Origin of the sequence: Autumnicola psychrophila, from assembly GCF_031846645.1 — a bacterium.
Classification (GTDB): Bacteria; Bacteroidota; Bacteroidia; order Flavobacteriales; family Flavobacteriaceae; genus Autumnicola; species Autumnicola psychrophila.
This window is the reverse complement of sequence record NZ_JAVRHN010000006.1, coordinates 223,993-248,457: the sequence shown is the minus strand read 5'-3', so window position 1 is coordinate 248,457 and position 24,465 is coordinate 223,993. Positions and strand designations below refer to the sequence as shown.

Below are 24,465 nucleotides of genomic sequence, written 5' to 3'. Positions count from 1 at the left end.
TATATCTTTTTCTCCCGGGTTTTTTATTCGAGGAAGAGCACTCTCATAGGTGCTCTTTCCCTGAATAAAAATCTTCTATTTATTCTATTAATTAACCAAAACGTTTTATTATGAGAAATTTTAAATTGATATTTACCTTATTAGGGGCAATAGCTCTGCTTCTCACTTCCTGTAGTAAAGAGGAATCAGAGTCCGCTATAGAAGGCAATACAGATAAAGCCACTTTATCCTTCGGTGCCACCTTAAATGATCTTTTAAATAACCGTTCCCAGACGAAAAACCACTTTGCTGATGTACCGGAATGTTCCGATGCTGCACCAGCCAGTGTAATGGTCGTACTTTCTATGGACGGAGAGGAAATGGATGCTGTTACTTTAAATGTTCTTTCAGACGATCTAAATGATGATGGTGTGATGGATTATTTTACCGATTATTCGGCAGATCTGGAATTAACTCCGGGAACTTACCAGCTTGAGGAATTTATAGTTTATGATGAAGCGGGTAACATGATCTGGATCGCACCAATAGATGAGGATGATAGCGGAGTTTACAATGGCTATGTAACCGATGCACTTCCAATAACCATTAATCTTGGAGCAGGGGTGAAGAAGTATGTAGATGTTGAAGTGCTTTGTTACGATGACCGTGAAGTAAATCAATATGGCTATTTGTTTTTTGATATAATTCCACGGGAACTCTATGAATTATGCTTCTTTACAAACTATTGTACAGAAAATGGAAGGCACTATACTGCAAATTACAGTGTTGATCTTTGGTATGTTATAGAAGGTGCAGATGATGAACTGTTAATTGAAGATTCTATGCCTGTGACGGACATCAATCAATATGGAGATTACTATGCAGAACCTGTTTGTATGACTATTCCTGCACCTATGCTTGGTGAGGATGGAGAAAATGGATATCTCTATTATGAAGTAACTCTTCTGGATTGGGAAGGTAATTACTCAGACATAGAAGATGGATCTATAACTAAGTCCGGATACTTGAGCTGGAATGAAATAGAGGGCCTACTTGATGCTGATGAAAATGATTCCACAGTTGATTACTGGCACGTGTTCTTAGGTTGCGGACAGGATGACGGTCAAACTGGCGGCGGAAACGGTGGAGGAGAAGATTGTGAAAATACAGATCCTAATGCAGACTGTGATGATGATGGTGTGGAGAATAGATGTGATGAGAATGCGGTCGGGTATGGAGAGTTTGATTGCGATAATGATGGCATTGACAATATGGACGAGAATGACGGATGTGTTAATGATTCTGATCCCAATTGTGGTGAAGAGGTAACAGAGGAGCCTGAACCATGTCTTCCTACGGCTGATACTGGCTGTATAACATCTACCTTTGAGGGTACAGTTTCAAACGATTTTCCGATTGACTGGATTTATAATGATACGGCCATTGGCACCTTGAGATTCACTGTAGAAGAAGATGGAGATTTAGTAGTTGGAGCTACCTTCTTTGTACAAGAAGGTTATGGCATGGATGATATTGAGATTCTGGTGAATGGCGAAGTGATCCAATGTGCTGATACGGATTTAGCTAACACCTTCTTTCAAATAACAGTAGAAGGGGATTTCAGTTATACAGATCTGGAAGTAGAGGTGAGAGCCAATCTTTGCATCATCCTGGAATAATAGTCTTCTGTAATTTTTTAACCGGGGGGTGACTAATTATTTAGAAGATTAATTGACTGCTCCAGTTAACTGGAGTAGCAATGGAGAAGGCCATTCAGATTTTGCTGAATGGCTTTCTTTTTATTAAAATTCACATAATTTTTTTAGTTCTAAAAATCTTTATGTTCATATAAAATACATTTAGGGTAGAGGTCGTTCATTTTTTAATATCGCACCAGGTGTACCGCAAACAACAAATTTTTTTACAGAAGAAAAAGAGATTTAGTTCCGAAAATTAGTCCGTCCTAATGGAAATAATATTCTTACATTGATCTTGTAGGAATCTAGCTGTTAAAGTACTGGTGCTAGTTTGGAGCTTATTTATGGTATGGACTTTGCCAAATACAAAAACAAATTATTAATCGGGAATAGAAAAAATCCCCAAAAGTCTAAACCTCCTTATGAGAAAATTAAAAGCTTTATTTTTGCTACCAGTGCTTGGAATGTTAGCTTGTAGTGAAGACCCAATTAGTGAAATTGACGTTACCACCCCGAATTCCACCACCGAAGTTTTTAACCAAAATTTAACAGAAAAAGCCTACCCGAAACAGTTGGGTACTACCTCACAAGTCTACTTTGCAGGACAAAAATTGCCTGTAGAAGAGATTAAAGGATCTTATGTTTATCAGGGAGATATAATTCTTCCTAAAGACATGACGAATATACAACCTAAGAAGCTTGTGTACCAGGAAGGGGAGACCCCGCAAAAAAGTACTGGTCGAACCTCAGGACTATGGACTGACAATACAATTTATTTTCAGGTGGATTCTGATCTTTCTAATCAAGAGCGTGTATATGACGCAATAAAGCATTGGGAAAGCAACACCTCTCTGGATTTTGTCGAACGCTCCGGCGAATCCGATTATATCTATTTCACTTCTGGAGCAGGATGTGCTTCTTATATTGGTAAAATAGGAGGAAGACAGGAGATAACGCTGGCAAGTGGTTGTAGCACTGGAAATACTATTCATGAAATAGGTCACGCTGTTGGCTTGTGGCACGAACAGAGTAGGGTAGATCGTGACAGGCACGTTAATATTTTATATGAGAACATAGAGAGTGGACGGGAACATAACTTCGAAACTTACGAAGAAATGGGCTACGATGGCGAGGAGTTTACAACTGATCTTGATTTTAACTCCATTATGATGTATAGTTCCTATTCCTTTTCTAAAAATGGTCAACCTACGATCGTAAGGAACAACGGTAGTGCATATTCTGTACAAAGAAACAAGTTGTCATCTGGAGATGTGAAAGGAATAGAAAGTATGTATCCTTCAAGCTCAGCAGGAACAGAGAAACCTACTGAAGAGACTTACCTTAATGGTGAATACTATACTGTAAGCGGATTAACTGTACTGCGGTACAATGATTCATGGTATTATGGATCCAGATTTGGCTGGAGAAAAGTTAAATTAGTAGATAGTAACTGGTATTGGGTTTAACAGGAAAAAACTTTTAATATCTAATAAAGGCCTCGCATCTTAGCGGGGCTTTTTATTTTTTTATAGGTATAAAATCCTCACCTGTTGTGAAGAAATTCCCCACTTTCTCTTTCTGCTTCAAATGCATTTCGTCTAAAGTATTTTTTAACAAAATTTCAGGATTTTTATTGAGTCTGGTTTAGCTCCTTAATTTTCTCACTGCTAAAACTAATGAGATCGGCAAAAAATTCGGTAAATTCCTCCTGAAATTCAGTGTAAAATATTTCCAACTCTTCCACTGCAAGGTTCATCTGTGATTTTCCCTTTGTGCGATGGTTCATCTGATAAAGGATTTTTGATATTCCGTCAATACTTGCATAGCTTAAAAGCCAATTATCGCGAAACATATATGGCATAAACCTTTGGACACTTTTTGGCAGAACATCTTTGTTCTCCCTGAGGAGGTCGTAAAATTCTTCAGTATATTCTTCCAGATGTTGCTGGGAATAGTGATTCCAGTTTTTAGCCAGAAAATGATCGTAAAGGATATCTACAATAACCCGGCTGTAGTGGCTATACCGGCTAAACAATCTGGTCACACTTTTTGTGACGATGGGATGCGTATCCGTATAATGATCTATAGCCCGGTGTAGCACGATTCCCTTCTGTATAGGCTCAGGAAAATTCAGGAACTTTTTGCCTTTAACAGAATCTGCTATAAAATTTCCGATTTTTAGATTGTCATCATCTCCCGATAAATAAACATGTGCCAGATAATTCATTTTTTGAAGGTACAAATTTTAGCTTGTACTGTTTAAATTTTGTTAAGTTTTGGAGGTGTGGGCAAGAGCCTTGTATATTTGAGCTGTAAAATTTAATTATAAAAGTAAATCCATGAGCTTAATCAAATCAATTTCGGGAATAAGAGGTACAATAGGAGGAAAAACTTCTGAAAATCTAACCCCTATAGATACTGTAAAATTTGCCGCAGCTTATGGTACCTGGCTTAAAAGTGAGAGCCCAAAAGAAAAACTCAAGGTGGTTATTGGAAGAGACGCCAGGATATCTGGAAGAATGATTCAGGAATTAACCATGAACACGCTTACAGGATTAGGTATAGATGTTATTGATGTTGGGCTTTCCACCACCCCAACTGTAGAAGTTGCTGTTCCAATGGAAGGAGCCGACGGCGGAATTATTCTCACAGCAAGCCATAATCCAAAGCAATGGAATGCACTTAAATTGCTGAATAGTAAAGGAGAATTTCTCGATGGGAAAGAAGGAGCTAAAATATTGGATCTGGCAGAAAATGAATCTTTTGATTTTGCTGAAGTAGATGATCTGGGAACTATTACTAAAAAAGAGGATTATATAGATATCCATATAGAAGAAGTTTTAAAACTTAAACTTGTAGATGTGGAGAAGATTAAAGGAGCAGGATTTAAAGTGGTAGTAGATGGCGTAAATTCTACCGGAGGAATCGCAATACCCAAACTGCTGAAGAAACTTGGTGTTAAAGTGACAGAACTTTATTGTGAACCTAATGGCCATTTTCCACATAATCCTGAACCATTAAAAGAACATCTTGGCGATATCTGCGCATTGGTAAAAAAGGAGAACGCTGATTTTGGTATCGTGGTAGATCCAGATGTAGACCGTCTCGCTTTTATTGATGAAAAAGGGGAGATGTTTGGTGAGGAATATACCCTCGTTGCCTGTGCAGATTATGTTTTGGGTAAGACAACGGGTAATACCGTAAGTAATCTGTCTTCTTCAAGAGCTCTAAGGGACGTAACAAATAAGCACAATGGTGAGTATAATGCGAGTGCTGTTGGAGAAGTAAACGTTGTCCAGTTAATGAAAGATTCCTCTGCAATTATTGGCGGTGAAGGAAACGGCGGAATTATCTATCCTGAATCACATTACGGAAGAGATAGTCTTGTTGGAGTAGCTTTATTTCTTACACATCTTGCAGAGAAACAAAAAAGTGTTTCAGCACTCAGGAAGGAGTACCCGGCGTACTTTATGAGCAAAAATAAAATTGAACTTACTCCAGACCTTGATGTAGATGGGATCCTAAAGTCTGTGGAAAAGCGGCATAAAGATGAAGAGATATCTACCGTTGATGGTGTAAAAATTGATTTTCCTGAAAATTGGGTTCATCTGAGAAAATCTAATACAGAACCAATAATCAGAATATATACCGAGGCAAAAAGCCAGAAAGAGGCAGACGAACTTGCACAAAAAATGATTAAGGAAATACAGGATATAATTGCGTGATCAATCAATTATTTTTGAATTTTCGGGAATAGGGTTGTGACTGTGTTTCCAGCGCTTGTGCGTCCAAAGATAATACTCCGGTTTCTTTCGTATTTGTTTTTCCAATAGGTCCAGATATGTGCGGGTAATTTGATGCGCAGGTTCTTGTGCTGCAGAATCTGTAATATTGATAAGGTTGGCAACATAATGGCCTCTGGAAACCTTTTCGACATTCAGGTAAACTACGGCCATATCAAATTCTCTCGCCAGTTTTTCAGATCCTATAAAAACAGGAGCTTTTATATTCATAAAATCAGCCCAATATTTAGATTTTAACAACTTCGGGGATTGGTCTGCAACCATGGCATAAATTGCACGTTTGTTTTCACTTTCGTGCTTAGTAATAGTCATCGTCGCTTTTGAGGTGGGAATCAATTCCCCATGAAACCTTCCGCGAATATCCCTTACCAATTTGTCGAAGTAAGGATTTGTAATTCTTTTGTAAATACCGTAAGCGGTGATTTTAAGCCCGTAAAGCTGTAGAGCGATCATCCATTCATAACTGGCATAGTGCCCGCACATCATCATAATACTTTTCTCCTTATCCTGGAGTCGAAGAATTTCTTCAGGATTGGTGAATTTAAAGCGCTTCTTAAGTTCTTTTTCAGAAATGGTGAGGGTTTTGATCATTTCAAGAAACATGTCACACATGTGGGAATAAAACTTCTTTCTTATTCTAAAGCGTTCTTCTTCAGTTTTTTCCGGAAAAACCAGTTTCAGATTTTCAGCAACTACTTTTTTCCGGTAGCCAATAATGTGGTACACTAAAAAGAAAACAGCATCAGATACCGCATAGAATAACTTAAACGGTAGTATCGAGATAATCCATAAAAGGGGATAAATCAACCAAAAAACCAGGGCATGCATAAAAAAGTTTTCAGCAAATATATGGTATATTTGACACTAAACTTAAGTAGATATGGGAGATTTGAGTCTGGTGACTATTATAGTAATTGCAGCAAATGTGATTATTTCATTTAAAGGTTTTAATGATGATGCTTTCTTTGAAAAATATAAATTTAATATTGGAGATATACAGAGGGGCGCTAAATATCAATTATTGACATCAGGCTTCCTGCATGTAAACACTACCCACCTTTTTGTAAATATGCTTACCCTCTATTTTTTTGCAAACGTTGTGATCTATGGTCTGGGTAATATAGGTTTTATACTGGTGTATATCGCCAGCCTGATATTGGGTAATTTACTCTCTTACATTTTTCACAAACACGAACCGCATTACAGGGCGGTTGGAGCCAGTGGCGCTGTTATGGGTATACTATATTCTGCCATATTATTACGGCCGGATATGATGCTTGGACTGTTTTTTGTTATACCTATACCTGCTTACATCTTTGGGATTGGATATTTGCTTTACACTATCTGGGGGATGAAAAAGCAATTTGGAAATATTGGACATGATGCACATTTTGGTGGTGCAGCCGGGGGCTATCTTCTCACATTAGTTCTGGCTCCATGGGTTTTTCAAAGTCACTTGCTTATGGTTATCCTGTTGGCCGTACCATTGGTGATTTTATTTGTATTGCAGAAAATGGGCAAAATTTAATCCTAACAATTTAAAGACTAAAAAAATGATTAAGAAAGTTTTTTACCTCATAGCAATTCTTATTGCTTCAGGATCTATGGCTCAGGAAAGCAATTCTAACCTGGTTAATGTCTCCGGCGAGGGTACAGTAAATGTGGTGCCAGATAAGGTGATTATTAAATCCCGTGTAGAACACGAAGGGGAAAGTGCCGCTGCTGTTAAAAAACAGAACGACGTGGCTGTAAATGCGATAATAAAGTTTCTGAAGGAAAGCGGTATTCCTGAAAAACATATTAATACTGATTATATCAGATTAAACAAGTCTTATAATTATAATGAAAAGACATCCTCTTTTTCAGCAAACCAGGCCATTTCTATTACTCTTGAAGATATTGAGGATTATGAGATGATCATGTCGGGATTGTTGGAAGTAGGACTTAATAGGATTGATGGTGTAGAATTTAAATCTTCGGAAGCTGAAAAATTTGAGTCCGAAGCTCGAAAAGAAGCGATTCTGGATGCTAAGAGGATAGCTGAAGAACTTGTCGCTCCCTTAGGTCAGCAAATTGGAAAGGCAGTTTTTATATCGGAAGGTACCGTTAACAATCCGCAGCCAATGTACAGGATGGCTATGATGGGCGATAGTGTTGAAAGTAGCCGGGAATCTATAGCGCCGGGAGAAATGGAAATTACTGTAAGGGTAAATGTTGGTTTTTTACTAGAGTAAATTAATAAACGAGGCGTTATAAAGAGCAGGCTTGAAAATGGCAATTTTCGTCCTCCTCTATATTACTCAGCCCATTGCTTAAATAATAATGACTTTCAGAAACTCCTGAAAGTCATTTTCTGTTCTATTCAATTTCTTTCGCAGTCGTTTTATGCATTAACAGGTCGAAAATTGGCAAATCTGGACATTCTTTTCAATCCACAAAGTATCACTTTGAGGTTTTTGCTCATATGTACAAAGAAAAAGACCTCACAGCTTTTCAAATCTGTGAGGTCTGATGCTAAACCTGTAAAGTTTGTACAATTCGTATTTTAAAAAAGCCAATCCTGTGACAGCAGTCGAAAATTGACAATTTTCGCTCTACATTTATTTAATTCAGTAATTCCTGAACTCTTTCTTCAAGGTCATCGCCACGTAGATCGCGATCTACAATTACACCATTTTCATCAAGTATAAAAGTTGCCGGTATTGCTTTTATATTGTAAAGTTGTGCTACAGGATCCTGCCAGAATTCCAGGTGAGAAACATGATTCCATTCCAGTCCATCCTCTTCAATAGCCTCTAGCCATTTATCCTTTTGGCCGGGGCGATCAAGAGAAACACCAATAATATTTAGACCGTCATCATGATACTTATTGTATATTTTTACCACGTTAGGGTTTTCTACACGACAGGGTTTGCACCACGCAGCCCAAAAGTCGATAATTGTCACTTTTCCCATAGCGTCTGAAAGGGAAAGTTCAGAGCCATCGGGAGTAGGAGCTGTAAATTCAGGTGCTTTACTTCCTATAGCAACAGTAGCCTGTTGTTCCAGTGTTTCCTGAAGGCTTTTTCCAAGGGTTGTGTTTTTTAAGTCTTCAGAAAGGCCGTTGTACATTTCCTGGATTTTTTTTACAGGGTAAATTTTCATGCTGAGCATATCCATCAGGATCATAAGCGATACGTAAGAATCTTTATTCTCCTCAAAGATTTTTTTCTTGGAAACCTGGTCATTATCTTTTATTTCCTGTTCTGTGGCCTGTAAAGTCATTAATGCAGAAGAATCTTTGGCATTATACGCTTTTTGCATTTCAGATCGACCAGCTTGTATCTTTCGGTTCACTTCCTTTAAATGATCCATATATTGGTTTAAAGCACGATTCTCTTTACCTCCTGAAATCCTTGAACTCCTTAAGCTGTCCTTATAGGCTTCAATATTAATTTCTTCATTTTCAGAAATATAGATAATATTGCCTCCTATTCCCTCAAAGGAGATAAAAGCCATATTTGGAGATTCATTATCCTCAAGATCAGCATGAAATTGGCCGTTTTGGACCTGTACTGTGTCTATTATTGCAGGTCTTTCGGTTTCCTCACTAATTTCAGAAATATAAACGTAAGTACCATCTTCAACACCTTCAATTGTTCCACTTATAACATATCCTTTTTCTTCTTCTCCACAAGAAGCCATAAGAAGGACACAAGCAAATAATATTATTAAATTCCGCATAAAAAATCATATTTATTTTGAGCAAAAATAAGGAACTACCACGGCACTAATTAGCATTTCTAATAAAATATTGTTAATAATTGTTAATTTAGGGCATCCGAATATTCAACAAAATATAGAACAGGTAATTTTACGGTATATTAAAGCATTATGAAGGAACAACTGGAAGATTTTCCCTTAGAAATTAAGATAAGTTTTCACAAGGTATTTGAGCAATATGAAGCTGAAATAAAAAAGGAGCATAATAAAATTGCCAATAAATACATTGAGAGCGTAATGGAGTATATTTCTCAATATCCTGAGCTTACTGAAGGGATTGAGGATGCTGGTGACCTCGAAAAGTATGAAGAACCCATAAAGGTTTTACTTAACGATCTCTTTCCTACGGTCCTTACAAATAATGAGATTAAAGCGGCATCTATACCTTATCATAATATCCTTTTCAATGCTTCCAGTAGATTAAAAAATATCCTGGAAATGGCCGGTGATGATTTTGTGCTGGAGACCAGGGATATTGATGAAGATGCACATTATATCAATGCCTGTATAAATATCCTGAAGGAAGAGTATGGATATGATATTGATTTTTCGCGCCCTTTATACTATGATATTCCTGATGAAAATGGTGTTTCAAGACATTACAGAATAGCGATAAATGGTGATTTTGTAGAAATATTTCCAAAAGAAAATGCACCGGAAATCACTCAGGAAGATGTAGATCTTCTTATCCAGAATATTGATGATATTGATCTCTGGAAAAAGAAATTTCCTCCTAGAAGTTATGTTTTTAAAGGTTTCACGATTGTTAATCTTACAGATGTTACGGTAGACGATGCAATCTCTAAGCTAAAAACCACGCTTTTGTATAATGAATCATCACAGAAGGATGAACTAAAAAGCCTGGAGGGAATCTTTCGTTCAATTTATAAAATCCCCGATTTAAAAGTTGGTTTTACAGTCTTTGATACTTCCGAAAAGAGTTTTGAACCTTTGGAGAGTGATGACACCAATAGCTTTCTTCTAAACGGCAAGACTTCACTGGACAGTGACGAAGGCTTGTGTGATGAAGCTTATAAGAAGCTGGTCGAGGGACATAGCTATTTTTCCATTTCAAATGTAGATGCCTATGCCAGAAAGACTAATAACAATTCACTTGCTCAAAACCTGAAAACGAACAATGTAAAGAGTTGTATTCTTGCACCAATAGCAAAAAAGAGCCGACTCTTGGGTATTCTCGAATTGGTTTCCGAAAGGAAGAATGAGCTGCACAGTATAAATGCTCTAAAGCTGGACGAAATTTTACCGTATATAGTCACGGCGGTAGAACGAAACCGTTCAGATTTTGAAAATAGAGTAAAAGCGATTATCCAGAGTGAATGTACTTCTATTCACCCTAGTGTTCTCTGGGTTTTTGAGAGGGAAGCAAGAAAATTTATCAGGGACCTGGATGATGATGGTTTGGCTTCATTTAAAGACATCAGCTTTAAAAATGTTTATCCATTGTATGGTCAAATTGATATCGTAGCTTCTTCGGAAGCAAGAAATACTGCAATTCAGAAAGATCTTTTAACTCAGTTAGATTTTATTCTGGAAATTATAAAAATGGGTTCTGAAATAGAAGAACTTTCTATTTATGAACAGGTGGGATTCCGCATTTCAGAATTTAAGCAGGAGCTTGAAGAAAGCTTAAATGCTTCCAGTGAGCAGAAAGTTTTTAATTTGCTTGAGAAGGAGGTTAACCCAATAATGACTCATTTGAGGAAGCAATCCAATGAGCTAAAACAGAAGGTGGAGGAGTATGAATCTATGCTCAACCCTGAAACTGGTCTTGTTTATGACGAAAGGAAAAAATACGACACTACCGTCCAACATGTAAACAGGACGATGTCCCGTTACATTGATAGAAAGCAGGTCCAGGCTCAAAAAATATACCCTCATTACTTTGAACGTTATAAGACCGATGGCGTAGACCATAACATTTACATTGGAGCTTCAATGGCTAATAATAAGCCCTTCAATAAAATTTATCTTTACAATTTGAGGTTATGGCAACTGAGCACAATGTGCGAAATGGAAAATCGCTTTTACAAGTTACAGGAAACTACGCCGGTAAAACTGGATGCCGCTTCCTTAATTTTGGTTTATAACAGTACCATGTCTATAAGATATCGAATGGATGAAAAGAAATTTGATGTAGACGGCACCTACAATGCTCGTTATGAGATAATTAAAAAAAGAATCGACAAAGCTTACATCAAGGATACTGAAGACAGAATTACTCAAAAAGGTAAGATTGCAATAATTTATTCGCAAAGAAGCGACGAAAGAGAATACCTGAGATATATTAAATATCTCCAGGCGAAAAATTATGTAGGGGAAGAAGTGGAATTGCTCGAGTTACAGGATGTGCAGGGTGTGGTTGGCTTGAAGGCGATTAGGGTAAATGTTTTATACTCTACCGGCGATAACCCGGAAGAGGAGAACATTACTTATGAAAACCTGATGCAGGAATTACATTAAGTAGAAACCTACAACAAAACTTATTACCGAAACAATAATACCTACCATAAAAACGGTATAGGTAAGTCTCAGTAGAAAATATTTGCGATGCAGAACCTTTCCCAGGAGGTGTAAATCCAGCATCAGGGATTCGTATACAAAATCTTTGTCTTTAATCATTTCCTGCATTCCCCATCGGAATTGTTCAAAAGGCATTTTATGAAAATTGCCAAAAAACAGTAGGTTTACTTCCTTGTTTTCAACCTGTTCTTTAGTGAACTCTCCACTGGTTACATTTGGTCTCGTAGACATTATCGAAAGGATAATAGATGCTACGCTAAAGAGAATCAGGATCAGACTCGGGATAAGGAGGTGTTTATTAGAGGCTGCGTCCAGTTTTGGGATAAGGTTGGCAAGAGCCAGGGAAATGATAATGGCATTAACAGATAGAAGGATGTTAGCTTTAGTATCGGCAATGTCACTTAATTTAATATGGTTTCTAAGAGTAACCCGGAACATTGTTTGGATACTACGCTCTGGATTATCATTTTTATACTGAGCCTTAAGCCTGGCCTTATTTTCTTCTTTCTGAAGTTTTTTCTGCCTTTTTTTCTGGTCTTCAATTAGTTTCAGCAGGTTTTCTTCCTTTACAGGCTTCCAGTTTTCCAGTGCATATTCTGTATAATACTGATGCTTTTCTGTAAAAAGATGGATATTTTCCTGAATCCATTCTTCCCCGGTAAAATTTTTAATATTATGAAGCTGGAGTTCCTGTCTTAAAAATTCACTGGCATCTTCAAAATAATCTTTTGCGAAGTGAGAAGAATCTGCATCTCGTATTATCTTCTCAGCTTCAGTTTGAGGGGTGTTTTCAAATTTCGTAGCTTTTATTAATCTGACCACTTCATCAATAAGATCATCGGTAGCATTATTTTCCTTTAGAAAACCAGTGGCAATCTTCACGCTTTCTTCTTCATGTCCGTGATAGGTTTTAGTATAGCCAGTGTCGTGAAGCCAGGCTGCCAGTATGAGCGCCTCTTCTTCTTTAACATTAATTTGAGAATTATCCACTATTTCTTTAGTACTTTTAACTACACGCTCGGTATGCTTGTAATTGTGGTAGATAAAGGTGTTCGGAAGCTTTTCTTTAAAAAGATCTTGTACAAATTTATCTGCTTTCTCAATAAGGTTGTTCATATGCCGGAGGCTTAAATTTTCTTGCCAAATTACAAAAAAAATCACCAAAACGTTTATGAAATTTAAATACGTGATCATCGCCATTTTGGCAGTTATCATTCTCCAGGCGTGTTCTTCTACAATTGCGAAGTATCGAGAGGGTGAACCAAAGGAGAATTTTGGTTATCCCGTGGATAGTGAGATAGAGAAATCGTTTTATATTTTAGGGGATGGTGGTTATTCGCCTATTGGCGGAAGTTCTTTAGGTATTATTGCTTTTAAGAGTTTTATGGATTCTATTCAGCGTCCCGATCAATATGCTGTTTTTCTTGGTGACAACATTTATCCTGTAGGAATGCCTGCTAAAGATAATCCTAATCGGGAAAAAGCTGAATACCGGTTAGATGTCCAGCTTGATGCCCTTGGGAATTTCGACGGAAATGCTTTATTTATACCAGGAAATCACGACTGGTACAGCAATGGTATTGCAGGTCTTGAAAGACAGAAGGAATACCTGAAAGAGAATTCTGAAAATAAAATTACCTGGATTCCAGATACAGGCTGCGGACTGGAGGTTCTTGAAATCACAGAGAATATCCAGATGATTGTTATTGATTCCCAATGGTATCTTGAAGATTGGGATAGGCATCCCACGATAAATGATAATTGTGATGGTATTAAAACCCGGGAAGCAATGTTTCTGGAGGTGGAATCTGAAATTAAAAAAAATCAGGATAAAACAGTAATTATTGCCATACATCACCCATTGCTTACCAATGGAACACATGGAGGTCAGTATGATTTTGACCAGCACTTATATCCTTCACAAAAAAAGATTCCCGTACCTGTTTTAGGTTCTCTGGTGAGTCTTGTGAGAACCACGGGAGGAGTTTCCATCCAGGATGCTCAAAATGAACGTTACAAATCCTTGGTGCAGCGGTTAACCACGCTTGCTCAACAGGGCGACCGTTTAATTTTTATATCAGGACATGAGCATTCCTTACAATATATTGTAAACGAAAATGTGAATCAGATAGTTTCAGGATCAGGTTCCAAGTCGTCCTATGTAAGGCTAAGCATCAATGGTCTCTTCGCTTATGAAGGGGAGGGATTTACTGTTTATGATGTATTTACCGATGGCTCTTCCTGGGTGAGTTTTTACGGCAATGAAAATAATAAACCAAAATTGTTATATCAGCGGGAAGTTTTTTCTGCTCCAGTAGAATATGATACTTCGGAATTACCTGATGATTTTCCGGAAAAAATAACAGCTTCCATTTATCCCGAAGAGGAAACCGAGAAAGGGGTGGCGTTCAAAACCCTTTGGGGAGAACGTTACAGGGAACTGTATGGCAAAAAAATAGAATTTAAGGTGGCAGATCTTGATACGCTCCGCGGAGGCCTGGAGGTAATGAGAGAAGGAGGAGGACACCAGACGGTTTCCCTTCGGGTAAAAGACACTCTGGGGAGGGAATACAACTTCCGTAGAATAAGGAAAGAAGCAGTTCAGTTTCTTCAGACCGTGGCATATAAGAGTAAACCAGTAGAAGATCAATTGGAAAATACTGTTGCAGAACGTTTTGTAGAAGATTTTTATACTTCGGCACATCCCTATGCTTTCCTGGCGATTCCAGATCTTTCTCAGGCTGCAAATGTCTTTCATACCAATCCGGAAGTATACTATTTACCCAGGCAGGAGGAATTGGGGAAATACAATGAAAATCACGGAGACGATGTTTATATGCTTGTAGAGCGTCCTGAGGAAAACTGGCTTGATTATAAAAGTTTTGGAAGCCCAGATCATGATATCGTCAGTACCTCAGGAATGTTTGAGCGTTTAAGACGAGATGAAAGGTACATGTTGGACGAGTCGGCATATGTAAGAGCACGGGTTTTTGACATGCTGATAGGCGACTGGGACCGGCATCAGGATCAATGGAGATGGGCAGAAATAGAGACAGAAGACGGGAACCGGATTTTCCGGCCTATCCCACGGGACCGGGATCAGGTTTTTTCTAATTTTGATGGCGCATTTTTTGGTACACTGCGGGCTTTGTCTGGATTTGCCAATCAATTTGCAGTTTACGGAGCAGATATTACAGATGTACAATGGTTTAATATTGCCGCTGCCGGGCTGGACAGATCACTGCTTCAAAACGTGGGAAGAGAATCATGGCTGGAAGAAGCACAATATATTCAGGAAAATGTAACAGATGCGGTCATTGAAGAGGCTTTTTCAAAGTTACCTCCGGAAACGCTTGGAGAGACTACAGAGCAACTTGTAGAAAATGTAAAGGCACGTCGTGATAATATAGTTGAAATTGCAGAGCGGTATTATGAACACTTTTCTAAGCTTGCCATTGTCACCGGTACAGATAAAGATGATTTCGTGGATGTGATTCGCATGCCAGAGGGCCGCACCCGAGTTACCATATCCAGGAATAAGGAAGGCGAACGGGCAGAAATTGTCAGCGATAAAATTTATAATAAAAAGGATACTAAAGATATCTGGATCTATGCTCTGGATGATGATGACCAGATTACCGTAGAGGGCGAGGGGGATAATTATATTTTTTTAAGGATTATCGGCGGACAGAATAACGATGTATATACCATAAGGAATAAGGAAAAGTTGAAGATTTATGACCACAAATCAAAACCTAATACTATAAAAGAAGGAGCAAACGCAAAATTCAGGTTTTCTGACAGGTACGAAACGAATACGTATGACAAAGACAAGAAAAATTATAAATCCGGAAATATTACTCCGGGAATTGGATATAATCCTGATGAAGGTTTTAAGATTGGTATAAAAGCCGGCTTTGCCAAATATGGCTTCAAGAGAAATCCCTTTACTGCAAAACATACCTTGGGTGGAGGATTTTATTTCGCAACAAGCGGTTTTGATCTTAATTATAAGGGAGAATTTGCGCATATTCTCGGAAATTACAACTTACAGGTAGGTGCTTATTTTTCAAGTCCTAACTACGCAAGAAACTTTTTTGGTTATGGTAACGAAACCCGAAATTTGGATGATGAATTTGGAATGGATTATAACAGGACAAGAATTAGCAGGATAGGTACCGAGGCTGGTTTTGTTAATGCAACTCCCTTCGGAAGCTATTTTGAATATAAAGCTAATTTTGAAGCTGTAAAAGTGGAAGACACAGAAGAACGATTTATTTCTGATGGTTTTAATCCAAATGAGGAAACAAACTTTTTTGACCGGAAATATTTCGCAGGACTTGATGCCATTTACAGATATGAAAGTTATGACAACACATTAAATCCAACAAGAGGAATGCGCTTTGAGCTTAACCTTGGGGGAAAATTAAACACAGCAGAGACCGACCAGCATTTTGGATATTTCAAGCCCTATTGGAGTTTCTATAATGCTGTCTCCAGAAGCAGGAAATTTGTTTTAAAAACTAAAGTTCAGGCGCATCTTAATATGGGGGATGGCTATGAATTTTACCAGGCAGCAGAGCTTGGTGGTGACACTGGGCTAAGAGGTTACCGGCAGGAGCGGTTTATAGGTAAAAGTGCTTTTGCTACAGGAGCAGATCTCCGGTATAGCTTTAATACGGTGAAAACCAATTTCCTTCCTTTTCAGATAGGTGTTTTTGGCGGGTATGATTTGGGACGGGTATGGGCTGATTTTGAAGAGAGTTCCCTTTGGCACGACAGTTATGGAGGTGGAATATGGATTAACAGTGCCGAAGCTATAAATGGAACTTTCAGCTTGTTCTCAGGCGGAGAAGGGGCACGGTTCTCCTTTGCATTTGGCTTTAGGTTTTAATTCTGAAAATCCTTTTCCGAAATTAATCTGCTCAAAATGCCAATTTTCGACCTCTACCTTTTTTTCAGTAACAGGTTTAAAATAAAATAGCATCGACAATCCCACCAACTACGGCCAGAATAATTGCCAGCCAAAGTGAAGGCAGAAAACCTACTGTTTTAAAGTCTTTACTAAGACGATCTGCTAATTCAATAATTATAGCATTAACAATTACTCTAATTATAAATCCTAATCCAAGGAAGTAGAATATTCCCAAAGTGGCAATATTTAAAACAGCAGTAAGCAGCCAACTTAGCAGGAAACTAAGTACTCCAATCATTAGTGCGACAATTAAAGCAGATTTAAAGCCCTTAAGCTCAACTTTGGACATCATTTTTGCCGCCAGTAAAAGTATTCCGGCATCTATTACAATATGCAGTAACCATTGTATCATATCTCTTTTTTTAGAATTTATTGTTAGGTTTTAAAGGTAAAAATCTACACTAATCAAGCCTTTGTTTTAGAGTCGCAGGTTTACCATCTGTGAGTACTTCCCAAAGTGCTTTAAAATTTGCCAATTTTTCACGTCGTATAGATCTTGTAGAGGTTTCATAAGAACGTTTATCTGCAACAAATCCTTTATAGGTCAAACCTAAATTCTTCGCAATAAAAATAGTTCTTGGAAGATGGAATTCTTGCGTCACCACAATCGCACTTGTAATGTTAAAAAGCTTGTTTGCCCTGTACATACTATCGTATGTATCAAAACCTGCATGATCCTGCAAAATTCTGTTTTCAGGAATTCCGTGACTAAGCAAATAATTTTTCATTGCACTTACTTCGTTGTAATCGTCGGTTTTATGATCTCCTGAAACAAGAAATTGTTCTACTTTATTTTTTTGAAAAAGTTCTATTGCAGTTTCCATTCGATCCTGGAGCACAGGAGAGAGTTTCCCATCAGAATGCACGCTGGCCCCCAAAACAATAACTGTAGTTGCAGGAGGTACTTTCCCTATATCACTGTAGATACGTGAAGCCGTATTTTGCCTGAGGAATGCATCAAGACCAAGAACAATTAAACTGGCGACTACAACAAGAATTACTAAAGTAAGGATGGATTTTTTTATCAGCCTCATTTAATCATGAAAATTAAAAACTGATTCGAATATAGTTAATAAAATTTGATGTATAGGTTTAATTTATTCTTATTGTAGGGTCATCCTTTTTTCATTCGCTAAATTAGCAATCTGATAATAAACCTGCTGACTATGGGAAATATTAAAGCGCTGGAGTGGCGTTACGCTACAAAAAAGTTTAATTCTGAAAAAATTCTTCCTTCTGAAAAAGTTGATATTTTAAAAAAAGCTTTTAATCTTACAGCGACATCTTACGGTCTGCAGCCAATAAAAATGGTAGTTGTAGAAAATAAGGAAATTCAGGAGAAGCTGAAGAGTTATAGTATGAATCAGCAGCAAGTAAGCACAGCTTCCCATATCCTGATTATTTGTATAGAAAAGGAAGTGGGTTCCGAATTTATTGAGGATTATTTTACGAGGGTTAAAAGCATCAGGAAGACTCCGGATGAGGTATTAACTCCTTTTAAAGAGTTCCTGGTAAACGATTTTAATTCAAAACCATACAATGAAATTGCGCTGTGGTCGGTTAATCAGGCATATCTCGCTTTGGGAACATTACTCACCGTTTGCGCAACTGAAGAAATTGATGCGTGCCCCATGGAAGGTTTTGAACCGGAAAAATATGATGAATATCTTAATCTGGGAGAACACAATTTAAAATCTGTACTCGTGCTTCCTGTAGGATACCGTGCAGAGGACGATCAATTCTCCAGCTTTAAGAAGGTAAGACGGCCTTTAGAGGACGTAATCATTGAGATTGGCTAATAACTTACATAATCGGTTATTTCAAGTCCATAACCTACCATTCCCACACGTTTTTTCTGTTGGGAATTAGATAATAATTTCATTTTATGTATTGCCAGATCGTGTAGAATTTGTGCCCCAATACCAAAATCTTTATTGTCCATATTAACAGGAGGAGCTTTCATTTCACCTTTCTTCTGTATATCCTTTAATTCTCCCAACCTATTAAGCAGGTTCAGCGATTGATTGGCAGGGTTAATAAAAACAATTGCTCCGCGTCCTTCTTCATTAACAGCACGAAACATTGTATCCAGTTTTTTATCAGCATCATTGGTGAGCGTTCCCAATATGTCGTTATTAACCAAAGTAGAATTCATGCGCACCAGAATTTCTTCGTTGGCACTCCAGGTGCCTTTGGTAAGCGCAATGTGTACCTGATTATTGGTAGTTTGCTTGTAAGCCCTTAACCTAAAAGTTCCAAACCTCGTTTCAATATCAAAATCTTCTTTTTTCTCAATTAAGGAATCATGTTGCATTCTGTAAGCAACAAGATCTTCTATAGAAACTATTTTAAGATCAAATTTACGTGCAACTTCCATAAGCTGAGGTAAGCGGGCCATGCTCCCATCCTCGTTCATAATTTCTACAATTACACCAGCCGGTGCATATCCCGCCAGTCTGGCAAAATCTATGGCAGCTTCAGTATGCCCGGTTCTTCTTAAAACGCCACCTTCCTTTGCTTTCAGCGGAAAAATATGTCCGGGGCGACTTAAATTATAAGGTTTTACTTCAGGATCAATTAAGGCCTGGATGGTTTTAGCTCTGTCTGATGCCGATATTCCTGTAGTTACACCTCGGCCTTTTAGATCTACAGAAATGGTAAAAGCAGTTTCCATAGGATCTGAATTAGTCCCAACCATCATGTCGAGTTGCAATTCCTTGCATCGGCGTTCAGTAATAGGAGCACAGATAAGTCCTCTCCCGTGTGTCGCCATAAAATTGATCATCTCAGGGGTCACTTTTTCTGCAGCGGCTGCAAAATCTCCTTCATTTTCCCTATCGATATCATCAACAACAATAATTACTTTTCCGTTGCGGATATCTTCAATAGCATCCTTTATGTTATCTAACTTTATTGGATTCAGATTGGCGTTAGTTTCTTGCATTATAATATATTTTCAGCTTCAAAGATATTTAATCTATTTTGTCTTTGCTCCTTATAATTCCAGCTTTTTTGAGGACCTTCTTAATGGGTTCAAAAAGATTATCAAAAGCAAAAAGGCCCTGATCTGTGGTAGCACGGTAAGTAAGAAACATTCCCAGCGGAAGCATAATAAAGGTGGGAAGCCAGGTGGCGATGAAAGGGCTGATACTGCCATCTTCAGCAGAATTTTTGGCAAATATTCCTATGAAATGATAAGTGAGAAATAATAATATTGCAACAACCATGGGTAATCCCATTCCTCCCTTTCTAATAATGGCACCCAACGGTGCACCCACAAAGAAGAGGACAAAACAAGCTGCAGCCAAAGCATACTTCTCATGCAAGGCTATTTCGAATTTATTGATCTGCCGGAAACTTACCTTAAATTCCTCCTTTTTCAATTTTAGATGAGATAATGCAGCTTCTGCCGAACTTGTAGCAAAACCGGCGATTTGAGCAGCTTGTTGCGTATTATAAAGATCTAACAGTGATTCTCCAATAGCTATTGTTGTGTCTGCAGGTCTGTAATTAAGCGCCATGGTAGCAGCACCAGAACGGGTAAACATGCTTTCCTTAAAAACTTTTACCTCCTTGTTATAATCTGTAGAAAAAGAGTCTATACTCTCTCTTAATTCAGAAGTGTTTAGCATACCTTGCGTGCTGTGGTAATTCTCATCTTCCAGGTCTACATTATTAAATTCTGAAAGGTCGATATTTATCGCATATTCTTCGAAATAGCTTTTCGCATAAGGTTTGCTTTTCCTTTTTGCAGCGTCGTTAGGTTGTACTTCATCATAGTAATTTCCATCTTTGAGGACGAGGGAAAGAACATTTGAATCTGAGCTGCCCACGAGTTCACCTTCCGTAGCTTTCATAACAGTATAATTTCCACTTCGGGGGCCTTTTTTATGGATAATGATATCGGTAAGATATTGATCGTTATCCCCGCTTTTTTCATCAACTTTAATATTTATATCGCCAACCTCATTAAAGATATCTTCACTAATAGCCATAGCCGGCTTTAGTTTAGCGATATTCCTTCTAAGATTAATAGATTTAAATTCTGCTGCGGGAATTACATTGTTTGAAAAAAAGAAAGCCGTAAGACTCACAAAAAATATAAAGATTGTAAGTCCGCTCATTGCTCTTTGCAGTGAAATACCAGAAGATTTCATTGCTGCGAATTCGTAATTTTCAGCAAAACTTCCAAATGTCATAATGGAAGTAAGAAGGATAGTGAGCGGCAGGACCAGAGGCACAAGTTTAGGAGAAAAGTAGAGTAGAAACTTGAAAATTATTTCTACGTCCAGGTCCTTTCCTGCAAGTTCACCTATGTAGAGCCAGATCGTCTGCAATACAAAAATGAACATAAGAATTATAAAAACAGTAAAGAAGGTTTTTAGAAAACTTAATAATATGTACCTGTCAAGTATCTTCAATTTAATCTAACCGATTAATATAATAGCTGGAATATCTATCTTCATCAAACGTAAACAAGCTTTGCGCAAGCGGCTGGTCTGTTTTAAAAGTTTTTACAGTAATTGTTATTTTGGTGCCGTTATCCTGTGTCTGGATAAGGTTATAAATATGTTTTGTTTGAGAGTCTATTCCTAAAAGTATATCTTTTACTTCGGCATTGCTGTCCTGCGGAATAAGTTTTATATATTGGATTTTTCTGCCTTTTACGTCCTGGGTAATATCCCATTTGTAGTTATAACCTTCTTCATAAAAAGAAAACATTTTTGAAGGCGTAATGTTATTACTATCTTCTTCTACATAAGTTGAAATATTGATTTCTTCATCCTCAGGAATTATCGTGTAGATTTTCTTACCGTCAAACATTTGGGTAGTTCCCATTAAATTTAGAACATATTTATCACCTTTAATGCTGACGTCTCCGCGGGTTTCCTGACTTACATTCTCAGCAGTATTTTCCAGTGCGTATTTAAAATCGATTACCATATTATCGTAACCTTTCACTTTAGAAGATACCTCGTTTAATAAAGCTTTTGCTTTGTCAGAATTTTGAGCATTTAAGCCTACACTGATTAAAATAGAAAATAAAAAGATTAATTTTTTCATTACACTTACATTTTTTCGGACAAAATTTATATTCTGTCCTTTTAACATGCCTAAAAAGGCTTTATTCGTTTAACAATTGGTCAAGTGCCGCAAGATCTGTAATCAATACCTGCCGTGCTTTGCTTCCTTCAAAGGGGCCAACAATTCCTGCTGCTTCCAGTTGATCAATAATTCTTCCTGCACGGTTGTAGCCAAGTTTCAATTTTCGCTGCAGCAAAGAAGCAGAACCTTGTTGCGCCGTAACGATAACCTCGGCAGCTTCCCGAAAGAGTTTGTCTCTCTCGCTCACATCTATATCAACTCCTGTGCCATTATCCTCCCCTTCGTAAGCTGGCAGAAGGTGAGCATCTGGATATGCTTTCTGTGAACCAATAAATTCTGTGATTTTATCAACTTCGGGAGTATCTACAAAAGCGCATTGCAAACGCTTCATTTCGCTACCCTGCGTGAAAAGCATATCCCCCCGGCCAATTAATTGATCTGCTCCCTGACTGTCCAGAATTGTACGTGAATCGATTTTTGAAGTTACGCGAAACGCTATTCTTGCTGGAAAATTCGCTTTAATGATACCCGTTATTACATTCACCGAAGGTCGTTGTGTGGCAATTATAAGATGGATTCCCACCGCACGGGCAAGTTGTGCCAGTCGGGCAATTGGAGTTTCCACCTCTTTTCCCGCGGTCATAATCAAATCTGCAAACTCATCTACCACGAGTACGATATATGGCAAAAAGTGATGCCCGTCTTCAGGATTAAGTTTTCTGTTTTTAAATTTTACATTGTACTCTTTAAGGTTACGAACCATTGCGTTTTTCAGCATTTCGTAACGATTATCCATTTCGGTACAAAGAGAATTTAAAGTATGGATAACTTTAGTATTGTCAGTAATAATAGCTTCTTCAGTATCGGGTAACTTGGCCAGATAATGTCTCTCGATTTTATTAAACAGCGTAAGTTCTACTTTCTTTGGGTCTACCAGTACAAACTTGACTTCTGCAGGATGTTTGCTGTATAAAAGCGAAGTTAAAATAGCATTTAGACCAACAGATTTACCCTGCCCCGTTGCACCTGCCATTAGCATGTGAGGCATTTTTGCAAGGTCTACTACAAAAGTTTCATTCGAAATTGTTTTTCCTAAAGCCATGGGAAGTTCCATCTCGGCATTCTGAAATTTAGGAGAGGCAATAACCGAACGCATAGATACAATTGTGGAATTTTTATTAGGTACTTCAATACCAATCGTTCCTTTACCCGGAATAGGAGCAATAATCCTTATGCCAAGTGCTGAAAGAGACAATGCAATATCATCTTCCAGGTTTTTAATTTTTGAAATCCTGATTCCTGCTTCGGGAACAATTTCGTATAAGGTCACTGTAGGACCTACCGTAGCTTTTATTTGGGCAATTTCTATCTTGTAATTGCGCAAAGTTTCTACAATACGATTTTTATTTTCTTCAAGTTCCTGCTGGTTTACAGTAATGCCTCCTCCATAATCTTTTAGCAAATCCAGCGTCGGGAATTTATAATTGCTTAGCTCCAGAGTAGGATCAAATTCACCAAAATCACTTACCAGCTTTTTGCTTAAATTATCTTCTACTTCATCTTCTTCAGGAGGTGTTTCGACCTCCATTTCTACCTCGTCGTTTTGCTCTTTCTTTGGAGCAGGAGTAACTGTTGGCGTAGCTTTCTTTTCTTCCGGTGTTACTGTTTCCAGTTTTATTTCTGAAGCAGATTCTTCTTCAGCTTTCTGCTTTTTAAGAATTACTTCTTCCTTCCAGTCTTTCTCTTCTTCTGTTTCTGAAATATCTCCGCCAGATTTCTTGTCAAATTCAGATTGAAAATCCTTTTTAGACTTCTTGACGTAACTTCCAATAAGCTCTGGAGTAACTTTTAATCGAAGGGTGAGATAGACCATAAACAGGAATGTCATGAGCAAAACAGTTCCAAAGAACCCCAAATAATCCTGAAGGTAATCGTTTATTTCATAACCAATTCTTCCTCCCAGCAAAGGATTTTCTTCCGCAAAGAATCCAAAGAATAAAGACAACCAAATCATTACGAGGACTCCCCAGAACCAGAATTTTTGAAGGTTACTTCTTTTAAAATTAAAGAAGAGGTAAACACCGGTAAGACCTATAAGAAAGGAAATAACAAAGGCGGCAATGCCAAAGCCCTGGTAAATAAAGAAGTCACTAATAACGGCTCCAAATTTACTAAGCCAGTTTTTTGATTCGATTTGCCGGTTTGCCAGGTGATCCAAAGAAGACTGGTCTGCCTGCCAATTGAACAAAAAAGAGATGAAAGCTACAAGTAAAGCCAATCCAAACAACATTAAAAAACTTCCAAGAACCACTTTCTGTTGCCTGTTCAGCTTAAAAGTGAATTTGGAGGTTTTATTTGCAGGATTTTTTCTGGTTTTAGCTTTCTTTTTAGCCATATATGATTTGGAGTATTTCGGCAAAAATACAAATTAGCCTCATCTAAAATAAGGAAAAGCTTTAGGTATTTAAAATTAACATTTTTTGTTCTGAAATTGGGCGGAGTATGATAATTGTCAGTTCATAGCTTCAGTGAAATTGTAAATTTGTTATAGGTTTAGGAACGTGAGATGATCAGTTTCTATTGCCTTATTAAACTTCTAGTT

Annotated in this window: 18 protein-coding genes; 8 read left to right on the top strand and 10 right to left on the bottom strand. The window is 37.8% G+C overall.

Annotation, left to right across the window (positions count from 1 at the left end; all coding sequences use genetic code 11):
* Positions 1–110 precede the first annotated feature (110 nt).
* Together RM541_RS09865 and RM541_RS09860 are read left to right on the top strand one after the other, a co-directional pair.
* Entirely contained in the window at positions 111–1,658 is a 1,548-nt protein-coding gene (locus RM541_RS09865) for a hypothetical protein (protein WP_311500000.1), read from the top strand.
* Between the two features lie 440 nt (positions 1,659–2,098).
* Positions 2,099–3,142 carry a M12 family metallopeptidase gene (locus RM541_RS09860; RefSeq protein WP_311499999.1) on the top strand — a complete coding sequence of 348 codons (1,044 nt, stop codon included), beginning with the start codon at positions 2,099–2,101 and terminating at the stop codon, positions 3,140–3,142.
* Between the two features lie 164 nt (positions 3,143–3,306).
* On the opposite strand, the gene RM541_RS09855 is transcribed toward RM541_RS09860, so the two are convergent.
* A complete protein-coding gene (locus RM541_RS09855; protein ID WP_311499998.1) occupies positions 3,307–3,903 on the bottom strand; it encodes an acyl carrier protein phosphodiesterase in 597 nt (198 codons plus the stop codon).
* Positions 3,904–4,015: 112 nt separating this feature from the next.
* Between RM541_RS09855 and glmM the strand changes: the two genes are divergently transcribed.
* Complete coding sequence (gene glmM / locus RM541_RS09850) at positions 4,016–5,401, top strand: phosphoglucosamine mutase (protein ID WP_311499997.1); 1,386 nt, start codon at positions 4,016–4,018, stop codon at positions 5,399–5,401.
* On the opposite strand, the gene RM541_RS09845 is transcribed toward glmM, so the two are convergent.
* Positions 5,402–6,307 carry a lysophospholipid acyltransferase family protein gene (locus RM541_RS09845; protein ID WP_311499996.1) on the bottom strand — a complete coding sequence of 302 codons (906 nt, stop codon included), beginning with the start codon at positions 6,305–6,307 and terminating at the stop codon, positions 5,402–5,404.
* 52 nt (positions 6,308–6,359) lie between these two features.
* Here RM541_RS09845 and RM541_RS09840 point away from each other — a divergent pair, with 52 nt between their 5' ends.
* Together RM541_RS09840 and RM541_RS09835 are read left to right on the top strand one after the other, a co-directional pair.
* Entirely contained in the window at positions 6,360–7,007 is a 648-nt protein-coding gene (locus RM541_RS09840) for a rhomboid family intramembrane serine protease (RefSeq protein ID WP_311499995.1), read from the top strand.
* A gap of 25 nt (positions 7,008–7,032) precedes the next feature.
* Positions 7,033–7,713, top strand: a complete 681-nt coding sequence (locus RM541_RS09835; protein WP_311499994.1) for an SIMPL domain-containing protein — start codon at positions 7,033–7,035, stop codon at positions 7,711–7,713.
* Positions 7,714–8,083: 370 nt separating this feature from the next.
* Here the strand turns inward: RM541_RS09835 and RM541_RS09830 are convergent, their stop codons facing one another.
* Positions 8,084–9,202: a redoxin domain-containing protein gene (locus RM541_RS09830; protein WP_311499993.1), complete on the bottom strand. Its 1,119-nt coding sequence runs from the start codon at positions 9,200–9,202 to the stop codon at positions 8,084–8,086.
* Between the two features lie 150 nt (positions 9,203–9,352).
* Here RM541_RS09830 and RM541_RS09825 point away from each other — a divergent pair, with 150 nt between their 5' ends.
* On the top strand, positions 9,353–11,722 hold the full coding sequence (locus RM541_RS09825; protein WP_311499992.1) for a GAF domain-containing protein: 2,370 nt from the start codon (positions 9,353–9,355) through the stop codon (positions 11,720–11,722).
* On the opposite strand, the gene RM541_RS09820 is transcribed toward RM541_RS09825, so the two are convergent.
* The gene (locus tag RM541_RS09820; protein ID WP_311499991.1) at positions 11,714–12,898 is read right to left on the bottom strand and encodes a Pycsar system effector family protein; all 1,185 of its coding nucleotides are present in this window, start codon (positions 12,896–12,898) and stop codon (positions 11,714–11,716) included. The two genes, RM541_RS09825 and RM541_RS09820, sit on opposite strands and share 9 nt — an antisense overlap.
* A 55-nt stretch (positions 12,899–12,953) precedes the next feature.
* On the opposite strand from RM541_RS09820, the gene RM541_RS09815 reads away from it, so the two are divergent.
* Positions 12,954–16,676: a metallophosphoesterase gene (locus RM541_RS09815; protein WP_311499990.1), complete on the top strand. Its 3,723-nt coding sequence runs from the start codon at positions 12,954–12,956 to the stop codon at positions 16,674–16,676.
* 76 nt (positions 16,677–16,752) lie between these two features.
* On the opposite strand, the gene RM541_RS09810 is transcribed toward RM541_RS09815, so the two are convergent.
* Positions 16,753–17,109: a phage holin family protein gene (locus RM541_RS09810; protein ID WP_311499989.1), complete on the bottom strand. Its 357-nt coding sequence runs from the start codon at positions 17,107–17,109 to the stop codon at positions 16,753–16,755.
* Positions 17,110–17,158: 49 nt separating this feature from the next.
* Positions 17,159–17,791, bottom strand: a complete 633-nt coding sequence (locus RM541_RS09805) for a SanA/YdcF family protein (RefSeq protein ID WP_311499988.1) — start codon at positions 17,789–17,791, stop codon at positions 17,159–17,161.
* 132 nt (positions 17,792–17,923) lie between these two features.
* On the opposite strand from RM541_RS09805, the gene RM541_RS09800 reads away from it, so the two are divergent.
* The gene (locus tag RM541_RS09800; RefSeq protein WP_311499987.1) at positions 17,924–18,556 is read left to right on the top strand and encodes an NAD(P)H-dependent oxidoreductase; all 633 of its coding nucleotides are present in this window, start codon (positions 17,924–17,926) and stop codon (positions 18,554–18,556) included.
* Here the strand turns inward: RM541_RS09800 and ribB are convergent.
* The 4 genes from ribB to RM541_RS09780 all read right to left on the bottom strand — a co-directional run bounded on the left by ribB (position 18,553) and on the right by RM541_RS09780 (position 24,258).
* Positions 18,553–19,701: a 3,4-dihydroxy-2-butanone-4-phosphate synthase gene (ribB, locus tag RM541_RS09795; RefSeq protein WP_311499986.1), complete on the bottom strand. Its 1,149-nt coding sequence runs from the start codon at positions 19,699–19,701 to the stop codon at positions 18,553–18,555. The two genes, RM541_RS09800 and ribB, sit on opposite strands and share 4 nt — an antisense overlap.
* A 28-nt stretch (positions 19,702–19,729) precedes the next feature.
* Positions 19,730–21,178, bottom strand: coding sequence for an LptF/LptG family permease (locus tag RM541_RS09790; protein ID WP_311499985.1), 1,449 nt, complete (start codon positions 21,176–21,178; stop codon positions 19,730–19,732).
* A gap of 1 nt (position 21,179) precedes the next feature.
* Positions 21,180–21,821 (bottom strand): outer membrane lipoprotein periplasmic chaperone LolA1, encoded by a 642-nt coding sequence (lolA1, locus tag RM541_RS09785; RefSeq protein WP_311499984.1) that lies wholly within the window; start codon positions 21,819–21,821, stop codon positions 21,180–21,182.
* A gap of 61 nt (positions 21,822–21,882) precedes the next feature.
* Positions 21,883–24,258, bottom strand: a complete 2,376-nt coding sequence (locus RM541_RS09780) for a DNA translocase FtsK (RefSeq protein WP_311499983.1) — start codon at positions 24,256–24,258, stop codon at positions 21,883–21,885.
* Positions 24,259–24,465 lie beyond the last annotated feature (207 nt).

Coding starts and splice junctions, on each gene's coding strand:
- RM541_RS09840 (WP_311499995.1), top strand. CDS start 6,360: ATGGGAGATTTGAGTCTGGTGACTATTATAGTAATTGCAGCAAATGTG.
- RM541_RS09810 (WP_311499989.1), bottom strand. CDS start 17,109: ATGATACAATGGTTACTGCATATTGTAATAGATGCCGGAATACTTTTA.
- RM541_RS09780 (WP_311499983.1), bottom strand. CDS start 24,258: ATGGCTAAAAAGAAAGCTAAAACCAGAAAAAATCCTGCAAATAAAACC.
- RM541_RS09805 (WP_311499988.1), bottom strand. CDS start 17,791: ATGAGGCTGATAAAAAAATCCATCCTTACTTTAGTAATTCTTGTTGTA.
- RM541_RS09845 (WP_311499996.1), bottom strand. CDS start 6,307: ATGCATGCCCTGGTTTTTTGGTTGATTTATCCCCTTTTATGGATTATC.
- RM541_RS09835 (WP_311499994.1), top strand. CDS start 7,033: ATGATTAAGAAAGTTTTTTACCTCATAGCAATTCTTATTGCTTCAGGA.
- ribB (WP_311499986.1), bottom strand. CDS start 19,701: ATGCAAGAAACTAACGCCAATCTGAATCCAATAAAGTTAGATAACATA.
- RM541_RS09820 (WP_311499991.1), bottom strand. CDS start 12,898: ATGAACAACCTTATTGAGAAAGCAGATAAATTTGTACAAGATCTTTTT.
- RM541_RS09855 (WP_311499998.1), bottom strand. CDS start 3,903: ATGAATTATCTGGCACATGTTTATTTATCGGGAGATGATGACAATCTA.
- glmM (WP_311499997.1), top strand. CDS start 4,016: ATGAGCTTAATCAAATCAATTTCGGGAATAAGAGGTACAATAGGAGGA.
- lolA1 (WP_311499984.1), bottom strand. CDS start 21,821: ATGAAAAAATTAATCTTTTTATTTTCTATTTTAATCAGTGTAGGCTTA.
- RM541_RS09815 (WP_311499990.1), top strand. CDS start 12,954: ATGAAATTTAAATACGTGATCATCGCCATTTTGGCAGTTATCATTCTC.
- RM541_RS09825 (WP_311499992.1), top strand. CDS start 9,353: ATGAAGGAACAACTGGAAGATTTTCCCTTAGAAATTAAGATAAGTTTT.
- RM541_RS09800 (WP_311499987.1), top strand. CDS start 17,924: ATGGGAAATATTAAAGCGCTGGAGTGGCGTTACGCTACAAAAAAGTTT.
- RM541_RS09865 (WP_311500000.1), top strand. CDS start 111: ATGAGAAATTTTAAATTGATATTTACCTTATTAGGGGCAATAGCTCTG.
- RM541_RS09860 (WP_311499999.1), top strand. CDS start 2,099: ATGAGAAAATTAAAAGCTTTATTTTTGCTACCAGTGCTTGGAATGTTA.
- RM541_RS09830 (WP_311499993.1), bottom strand. CDS start 9,202: ATGCGGAATTTAATAATATTATTTGCTTGTGTCCTTCTTATGGCTTCT.